This window comes from Streptomyces griseorubiginosus (assembly GCF_036345115.1).
Lineage (GTDB): Bacteria > Actinomycetota > Actinomycetes > Streptomycetales > Streptomycetaceae > Streptomyces > Streptomyces griseorubiginosus_C.
In genome coordinates this window covers 116055-134000 of the sequence record NZ_CP107766.1, presented here as the reverse complement: position 1 = coordinate 134000, position 17946 = coordinate 116055, and the positions used below count along the sequence as shown (strand labels likewise).

At 71.0% G+C, this 17946-nt stretch carries 13 protein-coding genes; 7 read left to right on the top strand and 6 right to left on the bottom strand.

The features are described 5' to 3' along the window. Window positions 1–146: 146 nt before the first annotated feature. The 6 genes from OHN19_RS00630 to OHN19_RS00605 all read right to left on the bottom strand — a co-directional run bounded on the left by OHN19_RS00630 (window position 147) and on the right by OHN19_RS00605 (window position 8112). Window positions 147–1472 carry an amidohydrolase family protein gene (locus OHN19_RS00630; RefSeq protein WP_330262156.1) on the bottom strand — a complete coding sequence of 442 codons (1326 nt, stop codon included), beginning with the start codon at window positions 1470–1472 and terminating at the stop codon, window positions 147–149. Next, on the bottom strand, window positions 1469–3055 hold the full coding sequence (locus OHN19_RS00625) for an FAD-dependent oxidoreductase (protein WP_330262155.1): 1587 nt from the start codon (window positions 3053–3055) through the stop codon (window positions 1469–1471). Before OHN19_RS00625 ends, OHN19_RS00630 begins: the two co-directional genes overlap by 4 nt. Continuing rightward, window positions 3052–3957 (bottom strand): alpha/beta hydrolase, encoded by a 906-nt coding sequence (locus tag OHN19_RS00620; protein ID WP_330262154.1) that lies wholly within the window; start codon window positions 3955–3957, stop codon window positions 3052–3054. The genes OHN19_RS00625 and OHN19_RS00620 overlap by 4 nt, the downstream gene beginning before the upstream one ends. A 19-nt stretch (window positions 3958–3976) precedes the next feature. After that, entirely contained in the window at window positions 3977–4810 is an 834-nt protein-coding gene (locus OHN19_RS00615) for an alpha/beta hydrolase (RefSeq protein WP_330262153.1), read from the bottom strand. A gap of 514 nt (window positions 4811–5324) precedes the next feature. After that, the gene (locus OHN19_RS00610; protein WP_330262152.1) at window positions 5325–6863 is read right to left on the bottom strand and encodes an MFS transporter; all 1539 of its coding nucleotides are present in this window, start codon (window positions 6861–6863) and stop codon (window positions 5325–5327) included. Between the two features lie 592 nt (window positions 6864–7455). Continuing rightward, window positions 7456–8112, bottom strand: a complete 657-nt coding sequence (locus tag OHN19_RS00605) for a TetR/AcrR family transcriptional regulator (protein ID WP_330262151.1) — start codon at window positions 8110–8112, stop codon at window positions 7456–7458. Between the two features lie 135 nt (window positions 8113–8247). Here OHN19_RS00605 and OHN19_RS00600 point away from each other — a divergent pair, with 135 nt between their 5' ends. The 7 genes from OHN19_RS00600 (at window position 8248) to OHN19_RS00570 (ending at window position 17909) form a co-directional block, all read left to right on the top strand. Next, window positions 8248–9393, top strand: coding sequence for a VOC family protein (locus OHN19_RS00600; RefSeq protein ID WP_330262150.1), 1146 nt, complete (start codon window positions 8248–8250; stop codon window positions 9391–9393). Next, window positions 9390–10328 carry a fumarylacetoacetate hydrolase family protein gene (locus OHN19_RS00595; RefSeq protein ID WP_330262149.1) on the top strand — a complete coding sequence of 313 codons (939 nt, stop codon included), beginning with the start codon at window positions 9390–9392 and terminating at the stop codon, window positions 10326–10328. Before OHN19_RS00600 ends, OHN19_RS00595 begins: the two co-directional genes overlap by 4 nt. Window positions 10329–10340: 12 nt before the next feature. After that, window positions 10341–11927: a bifunctional 3-(3-hydroxy-phenyl)propionate/3-hydroxycinnamic acid hydroxylase gene (locus tag OHN19_RS00590; protein WP_330262148.1), complete on the top strand. Its 1587-nt coding sequence runs from the start codon at window positions 10341–10343 to the stop codon at window positions 11925–11927. Then, window positions 11924–13891, top strand: coding sequence for an acetoacetate--CoA ligase (locus tag OHN19_RS00585; RefSeq protein ID WP_330262147.1), 1968 nt, complete (start codon window positions 11924–11926; stop codon window positions 13889–13891). Before OHN19_RS00590 ends, OHN19_RS00585 begins: the two co-directional genes overlap by 4 nt. After that, window positions 13888–14241 (top strand): DoxX family protein, encoded by a 354-nt coding sequence (locus tag OHN19_RS00580; RefSeq protein WP_330262146.1) that lies wholly within the window; start codon window positions 13888–13890, stop codon window positions 14239–14241. The genes OHN19_RS00585 and OHN19_RS00580 overlap by 4 nt, the downstream gene beginning before the upstream one ends. Before the next feature lie 64 nt (window positions 14242–14305). After that, window positions 14306–16489 carry an ATP-binding SpoIIE family protein phosphatase gene (locus tag OHN19_RS00575; RefSeq protein WP_330294108.1) on the top strand — a complete coding sequence of 728 codons (2184 nt, stop codon included), beginning with the start codon at window positions 14306–14308 and terminating at the stop codon, window positions 16487–16489. A 235-nt stretch (window positions 16490–16724) separates the two neighbouring features. Then, a complete protein-coding gene (locus OHN19_RS00570; RefSeq protein WP_330262144.1) occupies window positions 16725–17909 on the top strand; it encodes a cytochrome P450 in 1185 nt (394 codons plus the stop codon). The last annotated feature ends 37 nt before the right edge of the window (window positions 17910–17946 follow it).

The window sequence follows — 17946 nt, the reverse complement described above, 5'->3', positions numbered from 1 at the left end:
GCGGACAACATCTGGAAACGGACTGCTCCTTCGGGCAGATCCCGCTCCGCGGTCCGTGGCAGCTTGAGAGGTGAGCATGCGCATGCTCAGGTTCCCGGCGCCTCGTCTTCGGCGCGCGGTGCCCGTATCGAGACTGCTGCGGGGCGTCAGCCCTGAGTGTTGGCGGCTCGGATGTTGCGCAGCAGTCGCTCTCCGGACTCGCGTAGCCGGTCCTTGACCTCGTCGAGGCCGCGTGCGAGCAGGACGTGATCCCGCTTCCGCCAGACGCCGGCGACCATCACCGCTTCGATATTGGCGATGTCGGCGTGCAGGACCGTGGCGACCGGGTCGTGGGCCGGCCACAGGTTGAGGGCCCGGGCGTCGACGGCGACCAGGTCCGCTTGCATGCCCACCTCGATCCGGCCCACCTGGTCGGCCAGGCCCAGTGCCTTCGCCCCTTCGACCGTGGCCCAGGCCAGTGCCTGTCGGGCGGTGACCGAAGCGGTGCCTGCGTGTGTGCCGGTCGCCTGTCGGTGCTGGGCGTGGTCCAGGCTGCGCTGGTGGGCCAGGGCGATGCGGGCCGCCGTGAGGACCTTGCCGGGTACGGCGGTGTCGATGTCGGTGCCCAGGGAGGGCGCCGAGTCCAGGCGTAGCAGGGACCCGGTGATGGGCGTGCCGTGTCCTTGGCCGAGTTCGTTCTCCGGGGTGGTGGTGAAGGTGACGCCCGCTTCGATGAGCATCTTCAGCCAGTCGTCGGGCAGGTCGATTCCGTGCACGATGTTGGTCAGGGGGCTGAACAGTCCGGCGTCGCGCACGGCTTCCCAGCCGGGCGAGGGTTCTCCGCCGCTCTGGTGCATCGAGACGACGAGGCCGCGTTCCGCGCCGGCCCGGAAGTCTGCCACCGCGGTGTCGACGGAGGAGTACTGCGGCCCTTGGATGGCCATGCCCAGGGTGAGGAGGGCGTGCTCGCGCACGGGCCCGTCGAGCAGCCGGTCGATCTCGGTGAGCGGGTGGGGTGTGTCCGGCGAGCGGTAGGGGGTGCCGTGCAGGAACACCGCGCGGATCCCGGCCTGGAGCAGGCCCTCGACGGCCGCGTCGGCGTGTTCGGGCGACAGGGCGTTGTGGCACCAGTCGCCCACGGTGGTCGTACCGCAGGTGAGCTGGGTCAGTGCGCCGGCGAGGTTGCTGATGTGCATGTCGGCCGGGGTGTAGTGACCGACGCACTCGCCGTGCAGGTGGGTGAGGTACTCCATCAGCGTCCAGTCGGCGCCGACGGAGCGCAGTGCGGTCTGCCAGGTGTGCAGGTGGGCGTTGACCAGGCCGGGGATGACGATACGGCCGGAGAAGTCGACGACCTCGGCGTCGAGCGCCTCGATGTTGCCGCCGATGCCGGCGATGCGGTCCCCGTCGATGAGGACATCGGCGTGCTCGGCGTCGGGACGGCCCGGGGTCATCGTGATGACCTGCGCGCCGCGCAGCAGTACGCGGCTCATGCGTTGGCCCCCGAACCGGGGGAGGTGCGGCTCTGCTGGGACATGGTGCGGCTCCTTGCTCGTGGTGTCATTGCCCGCACGGCCGCCTGTGTGCTGGTGAGGAAGTCCCGGGTGGCGATGTGCCCGACGTAGCCGTCGGGACGGATCAGCAGCAGCGTGTCGCCGTTCAGGCCGTAGGCACTGCGCAGCGTGTTCCGGGGGTCGGAGAAGCCCGCGGCCGATCCGACCGTGAGTCGCTTCAGCTGGGCGCCTGTCGTCGGCCAGTTGAGGAGTTCGAGGTCCCGGGCGGCGCCGGGGCCGTAGGCGATGGCGGTGAAGTGCGGTCCCTGGAAGAGGTTGAACAGGCGGGTCTCGGCGCCGTCGGCGCCGAGCAGTCGGGCGTCCGGCGCGCGGTCGCCCACGTGCAGCGTGCTGGTGTCGCTGCTGTCGCCGTCGGCGGGGGCGAGCGGGCCGCCGTAGTAGGTCAGGGAGAGCTGCTGCTCGTCCTTGCCGCGCTTCATGCTGGAGGGGTCGAGCTTGGCGATGCCGCCCCATTTCTCCGTGGACAGTCCCAGGACCCCGGCGGCGATGGGCTGCCGCTCGGCCTCGTAGGTGTCCAGCAGGGCCGGGTCGGCTCCGGCGAGTACCTGGCCGAGCTTCCAGGCGAGGTTGTAGCCGTCCTGCATACCGGTGTTCAGGCCCTGGGCACCGGCCGGGGTGTGGACGTGCGCGGCGTCGCCGACGAGGAAGACACGTCCGCGGCCGTAGTGCTGCGCGAGACGGATGTTGGGCCGGAACACGGACTGCCAGTGGATGTCGTGCAGCTGGATGTGCCGGTTGCGGGTGTGGGAGTGGATCCGGTCGATGATGGCGCCGATCTCCTGGGGCGGCTTCTCGTCGGGCGTGAGCCGGATCATCCACTGGAACATGTCGCTGTGGGGCAGCGGGCAGGCGCCGACGAGCTTGCCGCCGAGGCCGGGCCACATGTGCCACCGGTTGCGGGCCAGGCCACTGACGGAGGCATCCACGATCAGCACGCGGTCGGCCTCGTCCGTCGTCCCCACGAAACCGATGTCGAGCTGCTTGCGCACCGCACTGGAGCCGCCGTCGGCCCCCACGGCATAGCGGGCGACGATCTCTTCGACCCCGTCCGCGCCCACCACCTTGGCGACCACCGTGTCCTCGTCCTGCGTCAGCTCGGTCAGTTCCTTGCCGAACTCGATCTCGCGGCCGAGCTCGCAGAGCCGGGCGTGCAGGGCGCGGTCCGTGCGGAACTGCGGGATCAACCAGGTGTTCGGGTACGGGACGTCCGGGGTCGCCTCCCGGTGGGTGAACATCTTCCAGGGCACGGCAAGGGGGCCCGCGTGGATCCCGAGCTTGGGGTAGGTGCTGCCGCCGGCCAGCACGTCGTCGAGGGCGCCGAGGTCCTCGAGGACTTCGAGGCTGCGGGGCTGGATGCCTTTGGCACGCGAGCCGTCGAATGCATGCGGGGACCTGTCGACGATCCGTACGTCGAATCCGCGCCGTACGAGGTCGATCGCCACGGTAGAGCCCGAGGGACCCGCCCCGATGACCAGTACGTCGATGACCTGCGGGTTCCTCATGAGTCAAGCCTTTCGGTGCGTGCGGCCACGAACGGGACGATCTGATCGGCCACGAGGCCCGGGCGCTCGAAGGGGGCCATGTGCCCACAGCGAGGAACGACGTGCCGTTGCTGGGGCGCGAGCAGGGCACGAGCCGTCTCGAGGTGGGTCAGTGGGGTGACGTCGTCCTCGTCGCCCCACAGGAGCAGTGTGGGAATGCCCAGCGCGCCCGTCTGCCGGAAGAGGTCGTCCCGGCCGGAGACCGGCAGGTGCTGCAACGTGTCGAAGACCGCGTACAGCGAGCCCTCGAAGCGGAAGGCGTCGAGGACCATGTCCGTCAGTTTCGCGCCGAGTTGAGGGTCGCGGACGTTGTGCCCGAGATGGCCCTGGAGGATCTGGCGGCCACGCCGGCGGGCGACGACTCCGGCGAGCAGGTCGTTGCGCAGGAGCCGGTGAGGTGAGGTCGGTCGCGGTCTGGCGAGACCGGCGGGTCCGACGACGGTCAGGGTGGACACCGACGCGCGGTACCGGGCGGCGTAGGTCATGGCGACCAGGGCGCCCATGGAGGTGCCGATGAGGTGCAGTGGGCGCGTCGACAGGCCGAGCCGTTCGATCAGCTCGGCCAGCTGTCGCGTGAAGAGGGTTTCGTCGTATCGCGCCCGCACCCGGTCCGAGTAGCCCCGGCCGTACGCGCTGCAGGTCAGGGTCCGCAGCCCGCGGGCGTTCAGTTCGGTCACAAGGGCGTCCCAGTAGAAGAGCGGGATGGTCAGGCCGCCCGCCATCACGACCAGCTCGCCGTCCTCGGGGCCCTTCAGCTCGTAGTGCGTGACGCCGTCGGAGAGCTCGGCGAAACTGCCGCGCAGGGCTTGCCGCGATTCAGCGGTGAGCTGTCGGTCCTCGCCCGGTGCGACGAAGTACTTCATGAGACGGGCCTCCTTGGCCTCAGTGCGTGGGGGTGTCGGTGGAGGAGCGGAGGAACTGCGTTATCGCGTCCGAGACCCACCGGGGCTCCTCTTCGGGCAGCAGGTGACCGCCGTGCGGGTGCACGAGCTCCTCGGCGCCGGGAATGTCGCTGGTGAAGTGCTGACCGTCGATGGCCGCGCTGCGCAGGACGAGCGTGGGTGCGGTGATGCGGGGGATCTGCGCGCTGCGGTCGGGCTGGTCGGTGTTGCAGAAGTCGACGAACGCCGAGCGGTTGCCCGGTCGGTTCATGAGCTGGTGGGCGCGGTCCACCATGGCGTCGTCCACGATGGTCGAGTGTGGGCCGACGTTCGCGCGCAGGTTGCGCTCGATGGCGGCGCGGGGCATCACTCGCCGCAACAGAGGGCGCAGGAGCGGGTTGCGGGTCAGGCGCAGGCCTGCCGGTACCTCCTTTTCCGGATAGCCGGTGGCATTGACCAGCACCAAACCGGTCACCCGCTCCGGCTGGTCCAGCGCGAGGTTCCAGGCGATGTTGCCGCCCAGTGAGCTGCCCGCCACCGCGTAGTACGGCACGCCCAGTGCCTCCAGGAAGTCCGCCACCGTCGCGGTGTAGGCGGGGATGCGGTAGTCGCGATCCGTGCGAGGGCCTGTCAGGCCGCACCCCGGCAGGTCGGGGCGGATGACGTCGAACGACTCCGACAGCAGGGCCGCCGCGTGGTCGAAGTGTTGAAGCGACGAGGCGCTGCCGTGCAGCAGGACGAGTGCGGGGCCGCGTCCGGCGCGCTTGTAGTGGATCTGCAGTCCACCCACTGCCACGAACCGGGAATCGGGTTGCGGCTCAGACCAGATACTCATAATGGCTACACTGTTACCGATAAGGTGATCGTGTCAAGCGCAGGTCCATGGGCGTCACGGGTGTGCGGTCCGCGATTCGAGCACGCGCCGCGGAAGAGCGGCTGGCAGGCCATGAGGACTCCGCCGCGGAAGGATGCGGGCCGGTGCTGCCGGTCGACCGGCGCGATCACTGCCCGGCGCCAACGTGGGCGGGGAAGGAGACTCGCCCGGCAGCCTGAACCGACTGCCGGGTGTGTCGCTGCTCTCCGGCCGGGCGGCCGGCCGGTTCCGACGGCCTCAGCTGCACTTCGAGCGGGGGTATGAGGTCGCGGGTCGGCCCGGCGGCTGCGTTCTGCGCAGCTGCGCCGCGGAGCGAGTCGTGGTCCGTGCAGGGCCGCCGATTGGGGCCAGCCGATTCGGACCAGCCGCGGTCGCCCGACGCCCGTGATGCTGCACCAGACGTCTGCGCCTCATTGCGGAGTGTCTGGTCCGCAGTGCCTCGATCACATCGCCACGGACCTCGGTGCCGCAGGGGTCAGTCGGCCGTCGGTGGTGTCTTCGGTGCGCGCAGCAGGGCGCCGATCGCTGCGGCGACCACGACGACGCTCACGGCGATCAGGGAGGCGGACAAGCCGTCCATGAAGGCGCTCTTGACGCCCTCGGCGAGGGCGGCTCCCCGGGTGTCGAGCTGGTCGGCGACGTGGAGGCCGGCGGCCGCCGAGTGACGTACGGACTCGGCCGCACCGGCGGGGAGTTGATCGACGGAGTGAGGCAGGGAGGACCGGTAGTGGCTTCCGTAGATCGAGCCCATGAGGGCGATCCCGATCGCCGAACCGACCTCGCGGGTGGTGTCGTTCATGGCGGAGGCGACGCCCTGCTGCCCCCGGCCGAGGGAGCCGGTGATGGCCGCCGTACCGACGGCACCGCTCAGGCCGATGCCGAAGCCCGCCGCGACCAGGCCGCCGAGGAAGGGCAGGTAGCCGGAGTCGACACCGAGAAGAGAGATCGCGTACAGGCCGGTGGCGAGCAGCAGCAGGCCGACGGACATGACCGCCTTCATGCCGAACCGGTGGACCAGGTGCGGGGTGACCAGCGAGGTGGGCAGCACCGCCAGCGCGACCGGGACAAGGGCGACGGCGGCCTTCAACGGGCTGTATTCCAGGATGAGTTGCAGGTACTGCAGGCCGACGAAGAAGAACCCGAAGACGGCCATGAACTGCACCAGGACGGTGATGGCGCCCGCCCGGAAACCCCGGATGCCGAACAGGGCGGGGTCGAGCAGTGGGTGCTCGGTGCGCAGGCCCAGGTAGGCGTATGCGGCGAAGGAGGCCGCCGTGACGACGAAGGCGCCGATCACCACGGGCTCCGTCCAGCCCTGCTCGTTGCCCTCGATGATCGCGAAGACCAGGGTGCCGATGGCCACGGCGGTGGTGATCGCTCCGGCCAGGTCCGGGCGGTGCGGGTGGGCGTCCTTGGTGTTGGGGGCCAGCAGGGCGGCGGCGAGCGCGGCGGCCAGGGCGACGGCGGCACTGGTGACGAAGATCGAGCGCCAGGAGAACTGTTCCAACAGGGCACCGGCGGCGAGCATGCCGATGATCGCGCCGGCGGCCGCGAAGCCCGACCAGGTGGCCACGCCCTTGGAGCGTTCCTCGGGCGGGAAGGCCGCGGTGATCGTCGACAGCGTTCCCGGCATGATCATCGCGGCGCCCAGGCCCATGACGGCACGCCAGACGATCAGCGTGCTGGTGGAGTCCGCGCACGAGGCGGCCAGGGACGCGGTGCCGAAGACCACTGTGCCGACGATCAGCACGTTACGGCGGCCCAGGCGGTCGCCGATCGCGCCGAGCGGCAGCACGAGGGCGGCCAGGGCGACGGTGTAGGCGTCGGCGATCCAGGTCAGGGCCCCGTTGGAGGCCGACAGGTCGATGGCCAGGTCGGGCAGGGCGAGGTTGAGAGCGGAGACGGACGCGACGACCAGGACGAGCGACAGGCACATCGCGAACAGCACACCGCGGGTTCCGCCGCGTCCGGTGGCGACGGGCGCCTCGGTGTCCTGGTGGGGGGTGGTGGTCATGGGGCCTCAGTAGGTGCGGGGGTCGGATGACACGCTGACCGTACGGACGTATTGAGGAAACTATCAAGTCTGATGTTTCTGGGGTCAAGCTTGGTGGGCATCGCTCGGCACCACACGTCGGCTGGGGCCGGAATGTCGTCGTGTCGGCCGGGCCGTCCGGCCGAGCTCGGGCGCGGCGCAGGTGCGAGCCTCGTCGGTAACCGTCCGCCGACCATCGGTTCCGCTGTGACGTCGAGCTCGGTCGACCTCCGGCGCTCGGCTCCCGGATGCGCCGGGCAGCGTTGTCACCGGAGTGTCGGGCCCGACCACGTCCTGGACGGGAATCTCTGTCCGCTGGTGGACGAAGCCGCCCCGCGCGAGCCGCTCCCAGTACTGAAGGTGCGGATGGACGCTGCGGACAAGCCCGTCACTCGACCCCTCCGCCGTAGCGGAGCCCTCCCGGGGCTGCACCTGCGCGCCAGTCGCACGCCTCCCGCCGTTGCGGAGCGCTCCCGGGGGCTGCACCGGCACGCCAGTCGTACGCCACCCGCGTGGGACGCGATCGGGTCGGCTTTGGTCGGCCGCTCGGCTGTCCCGGGGCCTGCCCCGCCGCTTACCGAGTGGGGGTGGCCTGTGCGGCGGTGTCAGGGAGGGGGCGCCGGGCGACCTCGTGTGCGTCGGACGGGGGTACGCCCAGCATGCGCAGGACCATCTCGGCGAGGTCGATCGCGGCCTGGTCGCCGTCCAGGTCGGGGCGGGCGAATCTCAGTTCCGCCAAGGACAGCAGGGTGCCGCCGAGTGCGGACAGGGCGACCGCCGGGTCGACGGGGGTGAAGCGGCCGGAGGCGAGACCGGCCTCGAGGTCGCGCAGGGCCCGGCGGGCCAGGCCGTTGTCCGAGTGGATGTGGCCGAGGCCGCGGCGGCGCAGGACCTGCATCAGCTCCGGGTGGGAGTCGGCCATGCGGGCACTGAGCCGGAAGCCGGACGCGACGAGTTCCGCCGGGTCGTCGATCCCGGTCAGGTGCTCGTCGAAGTTCTGGCCGAACTCCTCCAGGGCGTCCACCACCGCCGCCTCGAACAGCTCCGTCTTGGAGTCGAAGTGGTTGTAGAAGGAGCCGAAGCCGACATCCGCGCGTTCGGCGATCGCCTGGATGCTGGCGCTGGTGTCGCCGTTCTCGGCGAGTATCTGCCGGGCGGCGCGAATGAGCGCGTGACGGGTCACGGCGCGGCGCCGCTCGAACCGGTTGCTGGAGGCGGCTGGGCTAGGCATGCACAGAGTCTAGCCGCGCGTTCGATGACGACTGCAGCTCTGATGAGTTCATCATTTGCCCTGAGCGACCCCTTGACGAGGATGTCGTCAACCTTGATGATTTCCTCATTATGACGATGCCGCTCGGAGAGCACCATGTCTGAAACCCGCAGTCCCGGGGCCGCTGTCAGAACCGCCCACCAGGACCTGCACAGCGAACAGGGCGCCCTGCGAGGTGAGCACCCTGGCCGTTCCCGGAACCCCGTGATCAAGGTGGCGGACCTGGCCTGGCTGGAGTTCGAGAAGCCCGACCTGGACCGCGCCGAGGTCTTCGCGCGGGACTTCGGGTTCGGGGTCGCGGCGCGCACGGAGCGCGAGTTGTGGCTGCGCGGCACCTTCGCCGGCTCACCGTGCATGGTGATCCGGCGCGGACGGTCCTCCCGTTTCATCGGCCCGGCGTTCCGGGCGGCCGAGCGGTCCGACCTGGAGCGGCTGGCCAGGGCCACCGGGTCCGACGTGCGAGATGTGGACGTGCCCGGTGGCGGCAAGGTGGTCGACCTGCTCGACCCGTCCGGCTTCCCGGTGCGGGTGGTGCACTGCGGCGAGCAGTTGGCGGCGCTCCCCGAGCAGCAGCCGCGGCTCCTGAACTTCGGCACCGCTCACCGTCGCACGAACACCGCGCAGCGCCCGCCGCGCGAGCCGTCCCGGATCCAACGGCTGGGTCATCTGGTGCTGGAGACACGGGTGTTCGCGCGGGCGCTGGACTGGTACCTGGACACCCTCGGGATGATCGTGTCCGACTTCCTGTTCCTGGACGGGCAGCGAGACCGGGGCCCGACGATGGCGTTCATCCGCTGCGACCTGGGCAGCGTGCCCGCCGACCACCACACGCTCGCGATGCACCTGGGCCCGGGCACGGGGTACGTCCACTCCGCCTACCAGGTCACCGACCTGGACTCGATCGCGGCGGGCGGCGAGTACCTGAACGAACGTGGCTACCGGCGCAGTTGGGGTATCGGCCGGCACATCCAGGGCAGCCAGCTGTTCGACTACTGGCGCGACCCGGACCACTTCATGCTGGAGCACTTCGCCGACGGCGACCTGTTCTCCCACGACGTCGAGCCCGGCTGGGCGCCGCTGTCGGCGAGCGGGCTGGCCCAGTGGGGGCCGCCCGCCACCCGGGACTTCCTGGGCGCGAGCCCGTCCCCCGCCAAGGTCCGCGAGGTGCTGCACGCCCTGCGCGGCGACAACGAACTCGACGCCGACCGTCTGCTGGGCCTGATGAAAGCGATGAACTCATGAGCACCAACGTCCTGCGCACCGCCGACGGCTGGTGGGTGATCCGCGGCGACCGGGCCGTCCCGGTCGACACTAAGGCCGTCACCACCGCCGAGCTGATCGCCGACCGGGACGCCGTACGGGAGGCGGCTCTCTCCGGTGAGGCGGGCACTCCGGTCGCCGGCCTGGACGCGCTCTCGCCCGTCACCACGCCCTGCCGGGTGGTCGCCCAGATGGTCAACTACCGCAGCCACGCCCGTGACTCGGGCTTCACCGGCGACATCCCGCCCGCCTTCTTCCGCAAGGCGTCCGGCTCGGTCAGCGGCCCGGGCGAGGCCGTCGTCCGTCCCTCCCACGTCAAGTTCCTCGACTACGAGATCGAGCTCGGCCTGGTCATGGGGGCACCGCTGCCCGTCGGCACCGTGGTCGAGGAACGGGACCTGCCGACGTACGTCGCCGGACTGGTGATCACGAACGACGTCAGCGCCCGCGAGATCCAGCTGACCAGGACGCAGTTCTACGAGAGCAAGTCGTACCCCACCTTCACGCCGACCGGGCCCTACCTGGCCCTGCTGGAGCCGGAGGACTTCGTCCATCTCCCGGACCTGCGGCTGAAGTTGTCCGTCAACGGCGAGCTGCGTCAGGACCGCACCCTCGCCGACATGATCGTCCGCCCGGCCCAGGCACTGACCCTCCTGGCACGCTTCCAGACACTGGACCCCGGCGACCTGCTGCTCACCGGGACGCCCGGTGGTACGGCACTCAAGGCCCCGCCGAAACCGGTCGAGAAGATCGGCGCGCTGCTGCCGCCCGCCGTGAAATGGAAGGCGTTCTTCAAGAGCCAGGCGAAGAACCCGCACTACCTCAGCCCGGGCGACGTGATCGCAGCGACGATCGCGACCCCGGACGGCCGGATCGACCTCGGCGAGCAGCGCACCCCCGTCACGGACGCGAAATGAGACCCGAGGCACATGATCTTCGAACGTAACGGGGCGGACGTACCCGTGGTGATCGTCGGCGCCGGGCCGGTGGGCGTGACCGCCGCCCTCCTCCTGGCCCGGCGCGGAGTCCGCAGCGTCGTCCTCGAGCGCCACAAGGGCATTTACCCGCTCCCGCGGGCCGCCGCCACCGACGACGAGGTGCGCAGGATCCTCCAGGCCGCGGGCGTGGGGGAGGAGTTCGCCGCGATGGCCCGGCCGGCGAACGGGCTGCGGCTGCTGGACGCCCGGCACCGGGTGATGGCCGAGTTCCGGCGCACCGAGCACGGGCTGCACGGCTACCCGCAGACCAGCATGTTCGACCAGCCCGAGCTGGAGCGGGTGCTGCGCGACGCCCTGGCCCGGTACCCGGAATGCGAACTGCGGGGCGGAGTGGAGGTCACCGGCATCGGCCCGGACACCGAGGGCCCGGTGCGTGTGACGTACCGGGACGACGACGGTGAGCATCACCTGTGGGCCGACGCGGTGCTCGGCTGCGACGGCGCGAACAGCCTCACCCGCGAGGCGATCGGCGCCGTGTGGGAGGACATGCGTTTCGAGGAACGCTGGACCGTCATCGACGTCCGCACCACGGCCGACGTGCGCTCCTGGGAGGGGGTCGACCAGGTCTGTGACCCGGACCGGCCGGCCACCTTCGCGCGCATCGGCGAGGACCGTTACCGGTGGGAGTTCCGGCTGCGCGAGGGGGTGGAGCAGCCGGTCCGCGAGTTGGTCGCTCCGTGGCTGCCGCCTTCGTACCAGGGGGACTTCGAGATCATCCGCGAGGCGCAGTACACCTTCCTGGCCTGCGTCGCCGACCGTTGGCGCAGCGGACGGGTCTTCCTGCTCGGCGATGCCGCCCACCTCACCCCGCCGTTCATCGGGCAGGGGCTGTGCGCGGGCCTGCGGGACGCCTGCAACCTCACCTGGAAACTCGCCCGAGTCCTCCAACAGGGCGGTTCCGAGCGGATGTTGGACACCTACGAGAGTGAACGCAAGCCGCATGCCCGGCATATGATCCGGCTCGCGGTCGCCATGGGCTGGGCCATGACCGGCGGCCAGGACAGTGCCGCCGCGCTCCGCCGCAGGGCCCTGGCCGCGGCCTGCCGCATACCCGGCCTGACCGGACGGGCCGGCCGCGACCTCAGCCCGCCCCTGACCACGGGACCCCTCGTGCGCCGCCGCCTCCGCAAGGGCCTTGCGGGAACGCACTGCCCCCAACCGTGGATCACCGCCGACGGACGGCGCACCCGCCTCGACGAGGTGCTCGGCGACTCCTTCACCATCCTGACCGCCACCGATCCCTCGCCCTCGTTGAACGCCCTCGCCCACGCACTCGGCATCCGGGCGATCCCCGTCACCGGCCTCGGCGACGACGGAACCCTTGCCGCCTGGCTGCGCGCCGGCCGCGCGGACGCCGTCCTGCTGCGCCCCGACCGCGTCGTCATGGACGTCGTCCCGACCGGCGGCCGCGACTTCACCGGAAGCCCCGACTGGGCGTCCCTCCTGCACACCACGCGCAGCCCCCACCCACTCCGACGGACCGCCGGCAGAAGCCTGCTGAGGAGCGCCACCCCATGACCGTGCCCAGCCCCTTCACCACGCCTGATCCGCGGGCCGTCGCGGACAGCACCATCATGGACTTCGCCCGTCACGCCGGGAGGGCGGGCTCCGACTACGCCGCCCTGCACCGCTGGTCGGTCACCGACCTGGAGGGCTTCTGGGCGGCGGTGTGGGAGTACTTCGACATCGACGCGGACACCCCCTACGAGCATGTCCTGGCACAGGAGCGGATGCCCGGGGCCCGGTGGTTTCCCGGCTCCACGCTCAACTACGCCCATCACGCCCTGCGCAACCTCGCCGACGACGCCGTGGCGATCATCGCCCTCGACGAGACCGGCTCCTGCTACGAGATGACCGCGAGCCGGCTGCGCGCCCAGGTCGCCTCCGTCGCCGCGACCCTGCGCGATCTGGGTGTCGGCAAGGGGGACCGCGTGGTGGGCTACCTGCCCAACACCCCACACGCCATCGTCGCGTTCCTCGCCACCGCGAGCCTGGGCGCCGTGTGGTCGGTGTGCGGACAGGACTACGCCCCCAAGGCCGCCGCCGACCGCTTCGCCCAACTCGAACCCACCGTGCTGATCGCCGCCGACGGCTATCTGTTCAACGGCACCACGCACGACCGCCGCGACGCCGCCCTCGAACTCGCCGGAGCGCTGCCGACGTTGAAGGCGACGCTGCTGGTGGACCACACCGGCCTGCCGTGGCCGTCGCAGGCGTATCCGTCCTTGGTGATTCCGTGGGAGGACGCCTCGACCCGTACCGAGGAACTGGCCTGCACGCCGGTGCCGTTCGACCACCCGCTGTGGGTCGTGTTCTCCTCCGGCACCACCGGCCTGCCCAAAGGCATCGTCCACGGCCACGGCGGCGTCCTGCTGGAACACCTCAAGACCCTCGGCCTGCACTCGGACCTCGGCCCCGGCGACCGCCTCCTGTGGTACACCACCACCCACTGGATGATGTGGAACCTGGTCGCCTCCACCCTCCTGACCGGCGCCACCACCTGCACCTACGACGGCAGCCCGGCACCCCTGGCCCAGCCCGACACCCTGTGGAAGCTGGCCGCGCGCCACCGGGTGACCGTCTTCGGCACCAGCCCCCAGTACCTGCTGGGCATGGCCAAGTTCGGCATCGACCCGTCCGTGCACGACCTGTCGTCGATCCGCGTGGTCGGCTGCACCGGCTCCGCGCTGCCCGCCTCCGCCTACCCCTGGGTCCGCGACCATGTCGGTGACCATGTGCGGCTGGCGTCCATCAGCGGCGGGACGGACGTGGTGTCCGGCTTCGCCGGCAGCGCGCCCAACACGCCCATCTGGGCGGGCCAGTTGTCGGCGCCCCATCTGGGCGTGGCGCTGGCCGCGTACGACACCGAGGGCTTCCCGGTGGTGGACCGGGTCGGCGAGCTGGTCGTCACCCGGCCGATGCCGTCGATGCCGCTGTACTTCTGGAACGACCCCGACGGCAGCCGCTACCGGGAGGCCTACTTCTCCTCCTACCCCGGTGTGTGGCGGCACGGCGACTGGATCACGGTCACCGGACACGGCTCGGTGATCGTCCACGGCCGCTCCGACTCCACGCTGAACCGCAACGGCGTCCGCCTGGGCAGCGCCGACATCCACGACGTCGTCGAGCGCCTTCCCGAGATCGCCGAGGCCCTCGTCATCGGCGCGGAGGAGCCGGACGGCGGCTACTGGATGCCGCTGTTCGTCGTCCTCGCCGCCGGCGTGACCCTGGACGACTCGCTGGGCGAGAAGATCAAGGAGGCGATCAGGACCGGCGTCTCACCCCGCCACGTCCCCGACGACATCCTCGAAGTGCCGGGCATCCCGCACACGCGCACCGGCAAGAAGCTCGAAGTCCCCGTCAAGCGGCTGCTCCAGGGGGCTCCTGTCGAACAGGTCGTCAACCCGGCCGTCGTGGATGCCCCCGACCTCATCGACTACTACGCCCGCCTGGGTGCTGAACGCAGGGACCGATCGGCATGAGCACCGCACAGACCCTTCTCGCCGTCGCGCTGTCGCTGATCTTCCTCCCGCTGGGGCTGGCGAAGATCGCCGCGGTGCCGTTCATGCGCCAGGCGGCAGCCCACCTCGGTATGTCGCCGGGCCGCTACCGAGTGATCGGCGTGCTGGAGACCGCCGGAGCCGCCGGACTGCTGCTCGGCCTGGCTGCGGTCCCGCTGGGGGTGGCCGCCGCTGCCGGGCTGACCGTGCTGATGGTGGCTGCCGCGGTGGTTCACCTGCGCCGTGGCGACCCGCCCGGGCGAGCGCTGCCCGCCGCGGTACTCGCTCTGACGGCGGTGGCGTACGCCGGGGTGGCGATCGCCGTCGGCTGACGGCCCGGGTGGCCGCCGGTCAGAGACGGGCAGCAGCTGGTGCTCGACCGTTCGCGTGCATCCCGTGGGGCGTACCGTCGACAGTGTGGAGGAGTACACGGCGGCATCCCTTGTGTCCCGTGTCGCCGGCGACCTCGGGCCGAAGGCGGACGAGGTGATCGCCGACGTGGTGCGGTGCCTGCGGCGTGAGGTTCCCGATCTGTGGAGCAACCCGGAGCTCGCCCGCATGACGTCCGAGAACGTCGCCGAGCATGTCGTCGGCGTGTTGGCCGGCCTCGAACACGGCATCGACCCGGGCGAGATGGACCCGCCGGCCGCCGAGCTGGAACGCGCACGTGGACTGGCGCGGCACGGCGCGCCGGTCACAGCGCTGCTGCGGGCCTTCCGGCTCGGACAGGGCGTGGTCCTGGACAGACTTCTTGCCGAAATGCCGCGGCTGACGAAGGACGCGGAGTTGGTCAGCTCGGCATCGCGCCTGTTGCTGAGGATGGCGAAGAGCTATGTGGACGACGCGTCCGAGCAGGGCGTCATGGCGTTCCAGGAGGAGCGGGACCGGCGACTGCGGTGGCGTCTGTCCCTGGTGAACGAGGCCGGTCTGCGCATCGGGACCACGCTGGACATCGCTCGCACCGCCCAGGAACTGGCGGACCTCGCCGTCGACCACTTCGCCGACGTGGTCACCGTCGACCTGCTCGACTCCGTGGTGCACGCGAACGACACTCCGGCGCCGGGCCCCCTCGTACTGCACCGGGTCGCCCATGCGTCGACGGCGCAGGGAGGTCAGGAGCCGACGACTCGGGTGGGGGAGCGCCACACCTGCCCGGATGACGCGGCCATGGCTCGCGCCCTGACCACCGGTGGGCCTTCCCTGCACGCGGCGACGCCGACGGATCCGGCCGACACCTTGGGCGCCCGTTCTGCCCGTTCGGCGCTGTTGGTGCCGCTGAGCGCGCGCGGCGCCACTCTCGGCGTCGCGCGGTTCTGCCGTCACCGCACCCCGCTTCCCTTCGACGACGAGGATCTGTTCCTCGCCCAGGAGATCGCGGCCAGGGCGGCCGTGGCCATCGACAACGCCCGCCACTACACACACGCCCGGGCCACGGCCCTCACTCTCCAGCGCAGTCTGCTGCCACGGCGACCGGCGGAGCAGGCCGCCGTCGAGGTCGCCTGCCGCTACCTGCCGGCCGGTGACGAGGCCGGGGTGGGCGGCGACTGGTACGACGTGATCCCGCTGTCGGGCGCCCGGGTCGCCCTCGTGGTGGGGGACGTGGTCGGCCATGGCATCCACGCCGCTGCCACGATGGGGCGCCTGCGGACCGCGGTCCGCACCCTCGCCGACATCGACCTGCCTCCCGAGGAGCTGCTGACCCACCTGGACGACGTCGTCGTCCGCCTGTCCGCCGAAGCCTCGGCCGACCCCGACACCGAAACGGCCGGGGACATCGGCGCGACCTGCCTGTACGCCGTCCACGACCCTGTCGACGGCCGCTGCTCCCTGGCTCGCGCGGGGCACCCGCCGCCCGCAGTGGTGAGCGCCGACGGCACCGTCGATCTCCTGGACATCCCGCCCGGCCCACCGCTGGGGCTGGGGGGCCTGCCGTTCGAGGCAGCGGAGATCGAGCTGCCGGAAGGCAGCCTCCTCGCCCTGTACACCGATGGTTTGGTCGAAGCCCGTGACCGCGATGTCGACGCGGGCACAGCTCTCCTCTGCCAGGCTCTCGCACGGCCTTCCGCGTCCCTGGATGACGTCTGTGACCGCGTGCTCCAGGCCCTGCTGCCCGCGGCAGGGCGGCCCCACGACGACGTCGCCCTGTTGCTTGCCCGCACCCGCGCCCTCGGGGACGGCCAGGTCGCGGCCTGGGACGTGGACGCCGATCCGGCAGCCGTTGCCCGGGCCCGTCGGAGCGTTGCACGGCAACTGGCCGCCTGGGGGCTGGACGACCTCGGCTTCGTCACCGAACTGGTGGTCAGCGAACTGGTCACCAACGCCGTCCGCTACGGCCGGCCGCCCATCCGCCTACGTCTCATCCGTGACTCCTCCCTGCTGTGCGAGGTGTCCGACGCGGGCAGCACCACCCCCCACCTGCGCCGGGCCCGCGCCTTCGACGAAGGCGGACGCGGCCTGCTGCTCGTCGCCCAGCTCGCCGAGCGTTGGGGGACGCGTCATGCCCGGCAGGGCAAGACGGTCTGGGCCGAGCTGGGGGAGGAGCATCACGCCGGGCGCTCGGAGCCTGCTGCCGTGCCCTAGCCGACGCTGAGCAGTGTGGAGAGATCCGGCAGTTCTGATGAGTTCATCGTTTTTCTCAGCCGGAACCCTTGACGGGGTATTCCATCAAGCTTGATTATTTCGTCACTACGGCGTTGTCGCGCTGACGGCGCGGGCACACACCGGGGCTGCACTCAGGCAGCCGCCCACGGACCAGCCCGCTCCACCCCCACCTTCTCGCCCCGCTCTTTCACGGCTCCTTCAGGAGGGCTCCCGCATGCCCGTACGTACGGAGATCCCCGTCTACCGCCCCGACCTGTACGCGGCGTCGGCCATCCGTGACACGTATCCGCACTATGCCGCCCTGCGCGACCTCGGTCCTGTGGTCCGGCTCAGCAAGCACAAGGTCTACGCCCTGCCGCGCTACGCCGAATGCAAGCAGGTACTGCTGGACGACGAGACCTTCGTCTCCTCGGACGGCGTCGCACTCAACCCCGTCGCCAACCGCGCGGGCCAGGGCACCACCCTGTGCAGTGACGGCGAGGAGCACACCCGCCGCCGTTCCCTTCTCGCCCACCGCCTGACCCCCAGGGCACTCCGCGCGATGAAGGACACGGTCGAGCAGCAGGCGGCCGCCGTGGTCGAGGCAGCCGTGGCCCGGCGGACGGTCGACGCGGTGGAGGTGGCCACGGCGCTGCCGATGGCTGTCGTCCCCGACCTGGTCGGCTGGCCCCAGCAGGGCCGCGAGCACCTGCTGCGCTGGGCCGGTGCCACCTTCGACGCCATGGGCCCCATCAACCGCCAGGCGGTACGCACACTCCCAGCGTCCCTCGGCATGCTGCGCTACGCCCGAGGTGTCGTCCGGGACCGGTCCGTGCTGGACGGCAGCATGGGCCACGACCTGCTGCGCGCCGCCGACGAGGGCCGGATCATGCCCGCCGAGTGCGTCACCATGATGATCGACTACCTGGCACCCTCCCTGGACACCACCATCAGCGCCATCTCCAGCGCTCTGTACCTGTTCGCCCTCCACCCCGAACAGTGGCGCCTGCTGAAGGCGGACCCGGACCTCGTCCCGAAAGCGGTCAACGAGGTCGTCCGCTACGAATCCCCGATCCGCGCCTTCTCCCGCGCCGCTGCCCGTGACACGGAACTGGCGGGCATCGCCCTCCCCAAGGGCTCCCGCGTGCTGGTCCTGTACGGCTCCGCCAACCGCGACCCGCTGGAGTGGGACGACCCGGACACGTTCGACATCCGCCGTGACGCCGCCCGCCAACTCGGTTTCGGGCAGGGCACGCACGGCTGCGCCGGCCAGGGACTTGCGCGCATGGAAACGTCCGCGATCCTGCGCGCCCTGGTCGAACGCGTCGACCGCATCGAGGTCACCGGCCCACCCGAGTGGGCCCTGAACAACGTCATCCACCGCCTCGAGCGCCTGCCGCTCGAACTCATCCCGTCCTGAACCCCGCCGCACGCCCTTCTGAGGACTGCTGAGGACA

What these genes read in the sequence shown, in the direction of transcription:
- OHN19_RS00625 (WP_330262155.1), bottom strand. Translation starts at nt 3,055, where the DNA reads ATGAGGAACCCGCAGGTCATCGACGTACTGGTCATCGGGGCGGGTCCC.
- OHN19_RS00570 (WP_330262144.1), top strand. Translation starts at nt 16,725, where the DNA reads ATGCCCGTACGTACGGAGATCCCCGTCTACCGCCCCGACCTGTACGCG.
- OHN19_RS00630 (WP_330262156.1), bottom strand. Translation starts at nt 1,472, where the DNA reads ATGAGCCGCGTACTGCTGCGCGGCGCGCAGGTCATCACGATGACCCCG.
- OHN19_RS00615 (WP_330262153.1), bottom strand. Translation starts at nt 4,810, where the DNA reads ATGAGTATCTGGTCTGAGCCGCAACCCGATTCCCGGTTCGTGGCAGTG.
- OHN19_RS00595 (WP_330262149.1), top strand. Translation starts at nt 9,390, where the DNA reads ATGAGCACCAACGTCCTGCGCACCGCCGACGGCTGGTGGGTGATCCGC.
- OHN19_RS00590 (WP_330262148.1), top strand. Translation starts at nt 10,341, where the DNA reads ATGATCTTCGAACGTAACGGGGCGGACGTACCCGTGGTGATCGTCGGC.
- OHN19_RS00620 (WP_330262154.1), bottom strand. Translation starts at nt 3,957, where the DNA reads ATGAAGTACTTCGTCGCACCGGGCGAGGACCGACAGCTCACCGCTGAA.
- OHN19_RS00585 (WP_330262147.1), top strand. Translation starts at nt 11,924, where the DNA reads ATGACCGTGCCCAGCCCCTTCACCACGCCTGATCCGCGGGCCGTCGCG.
- OHN19_RS00580 (WP_330262146.1), top strand. Translation starts at nt 13,888, where the DNA reads ATGAGCACCGCACAGACCCTTCTCGCCGTCGCGCTGTCGCTGATCTTC.
- OHN19_RS00605 (WP_330262151.1), bottom strand. Translation starts at nt 8,112, where the DNA reads ATGCCTAGCCCAGCCGCCTCCAGCAACCGGTTCGAGCGGCGCCGCGCC.
- OHN19_RS00610 (WP_330262152.1), bottom strand. Translation starts at nt 6,863, where the DNA reads ATGACCACCACCCCCCACCAGGACACCGAGGCGCCCGTCGCCACCGGA.
- OHN19_RS00600 (WP_330262150.1), top strand. Translation starts at nt 8,248, where the DNA reads ATGTCTGAAACCCGCAGTCCCGGGGCCGCTGTCAGAACCGCCCACCAG.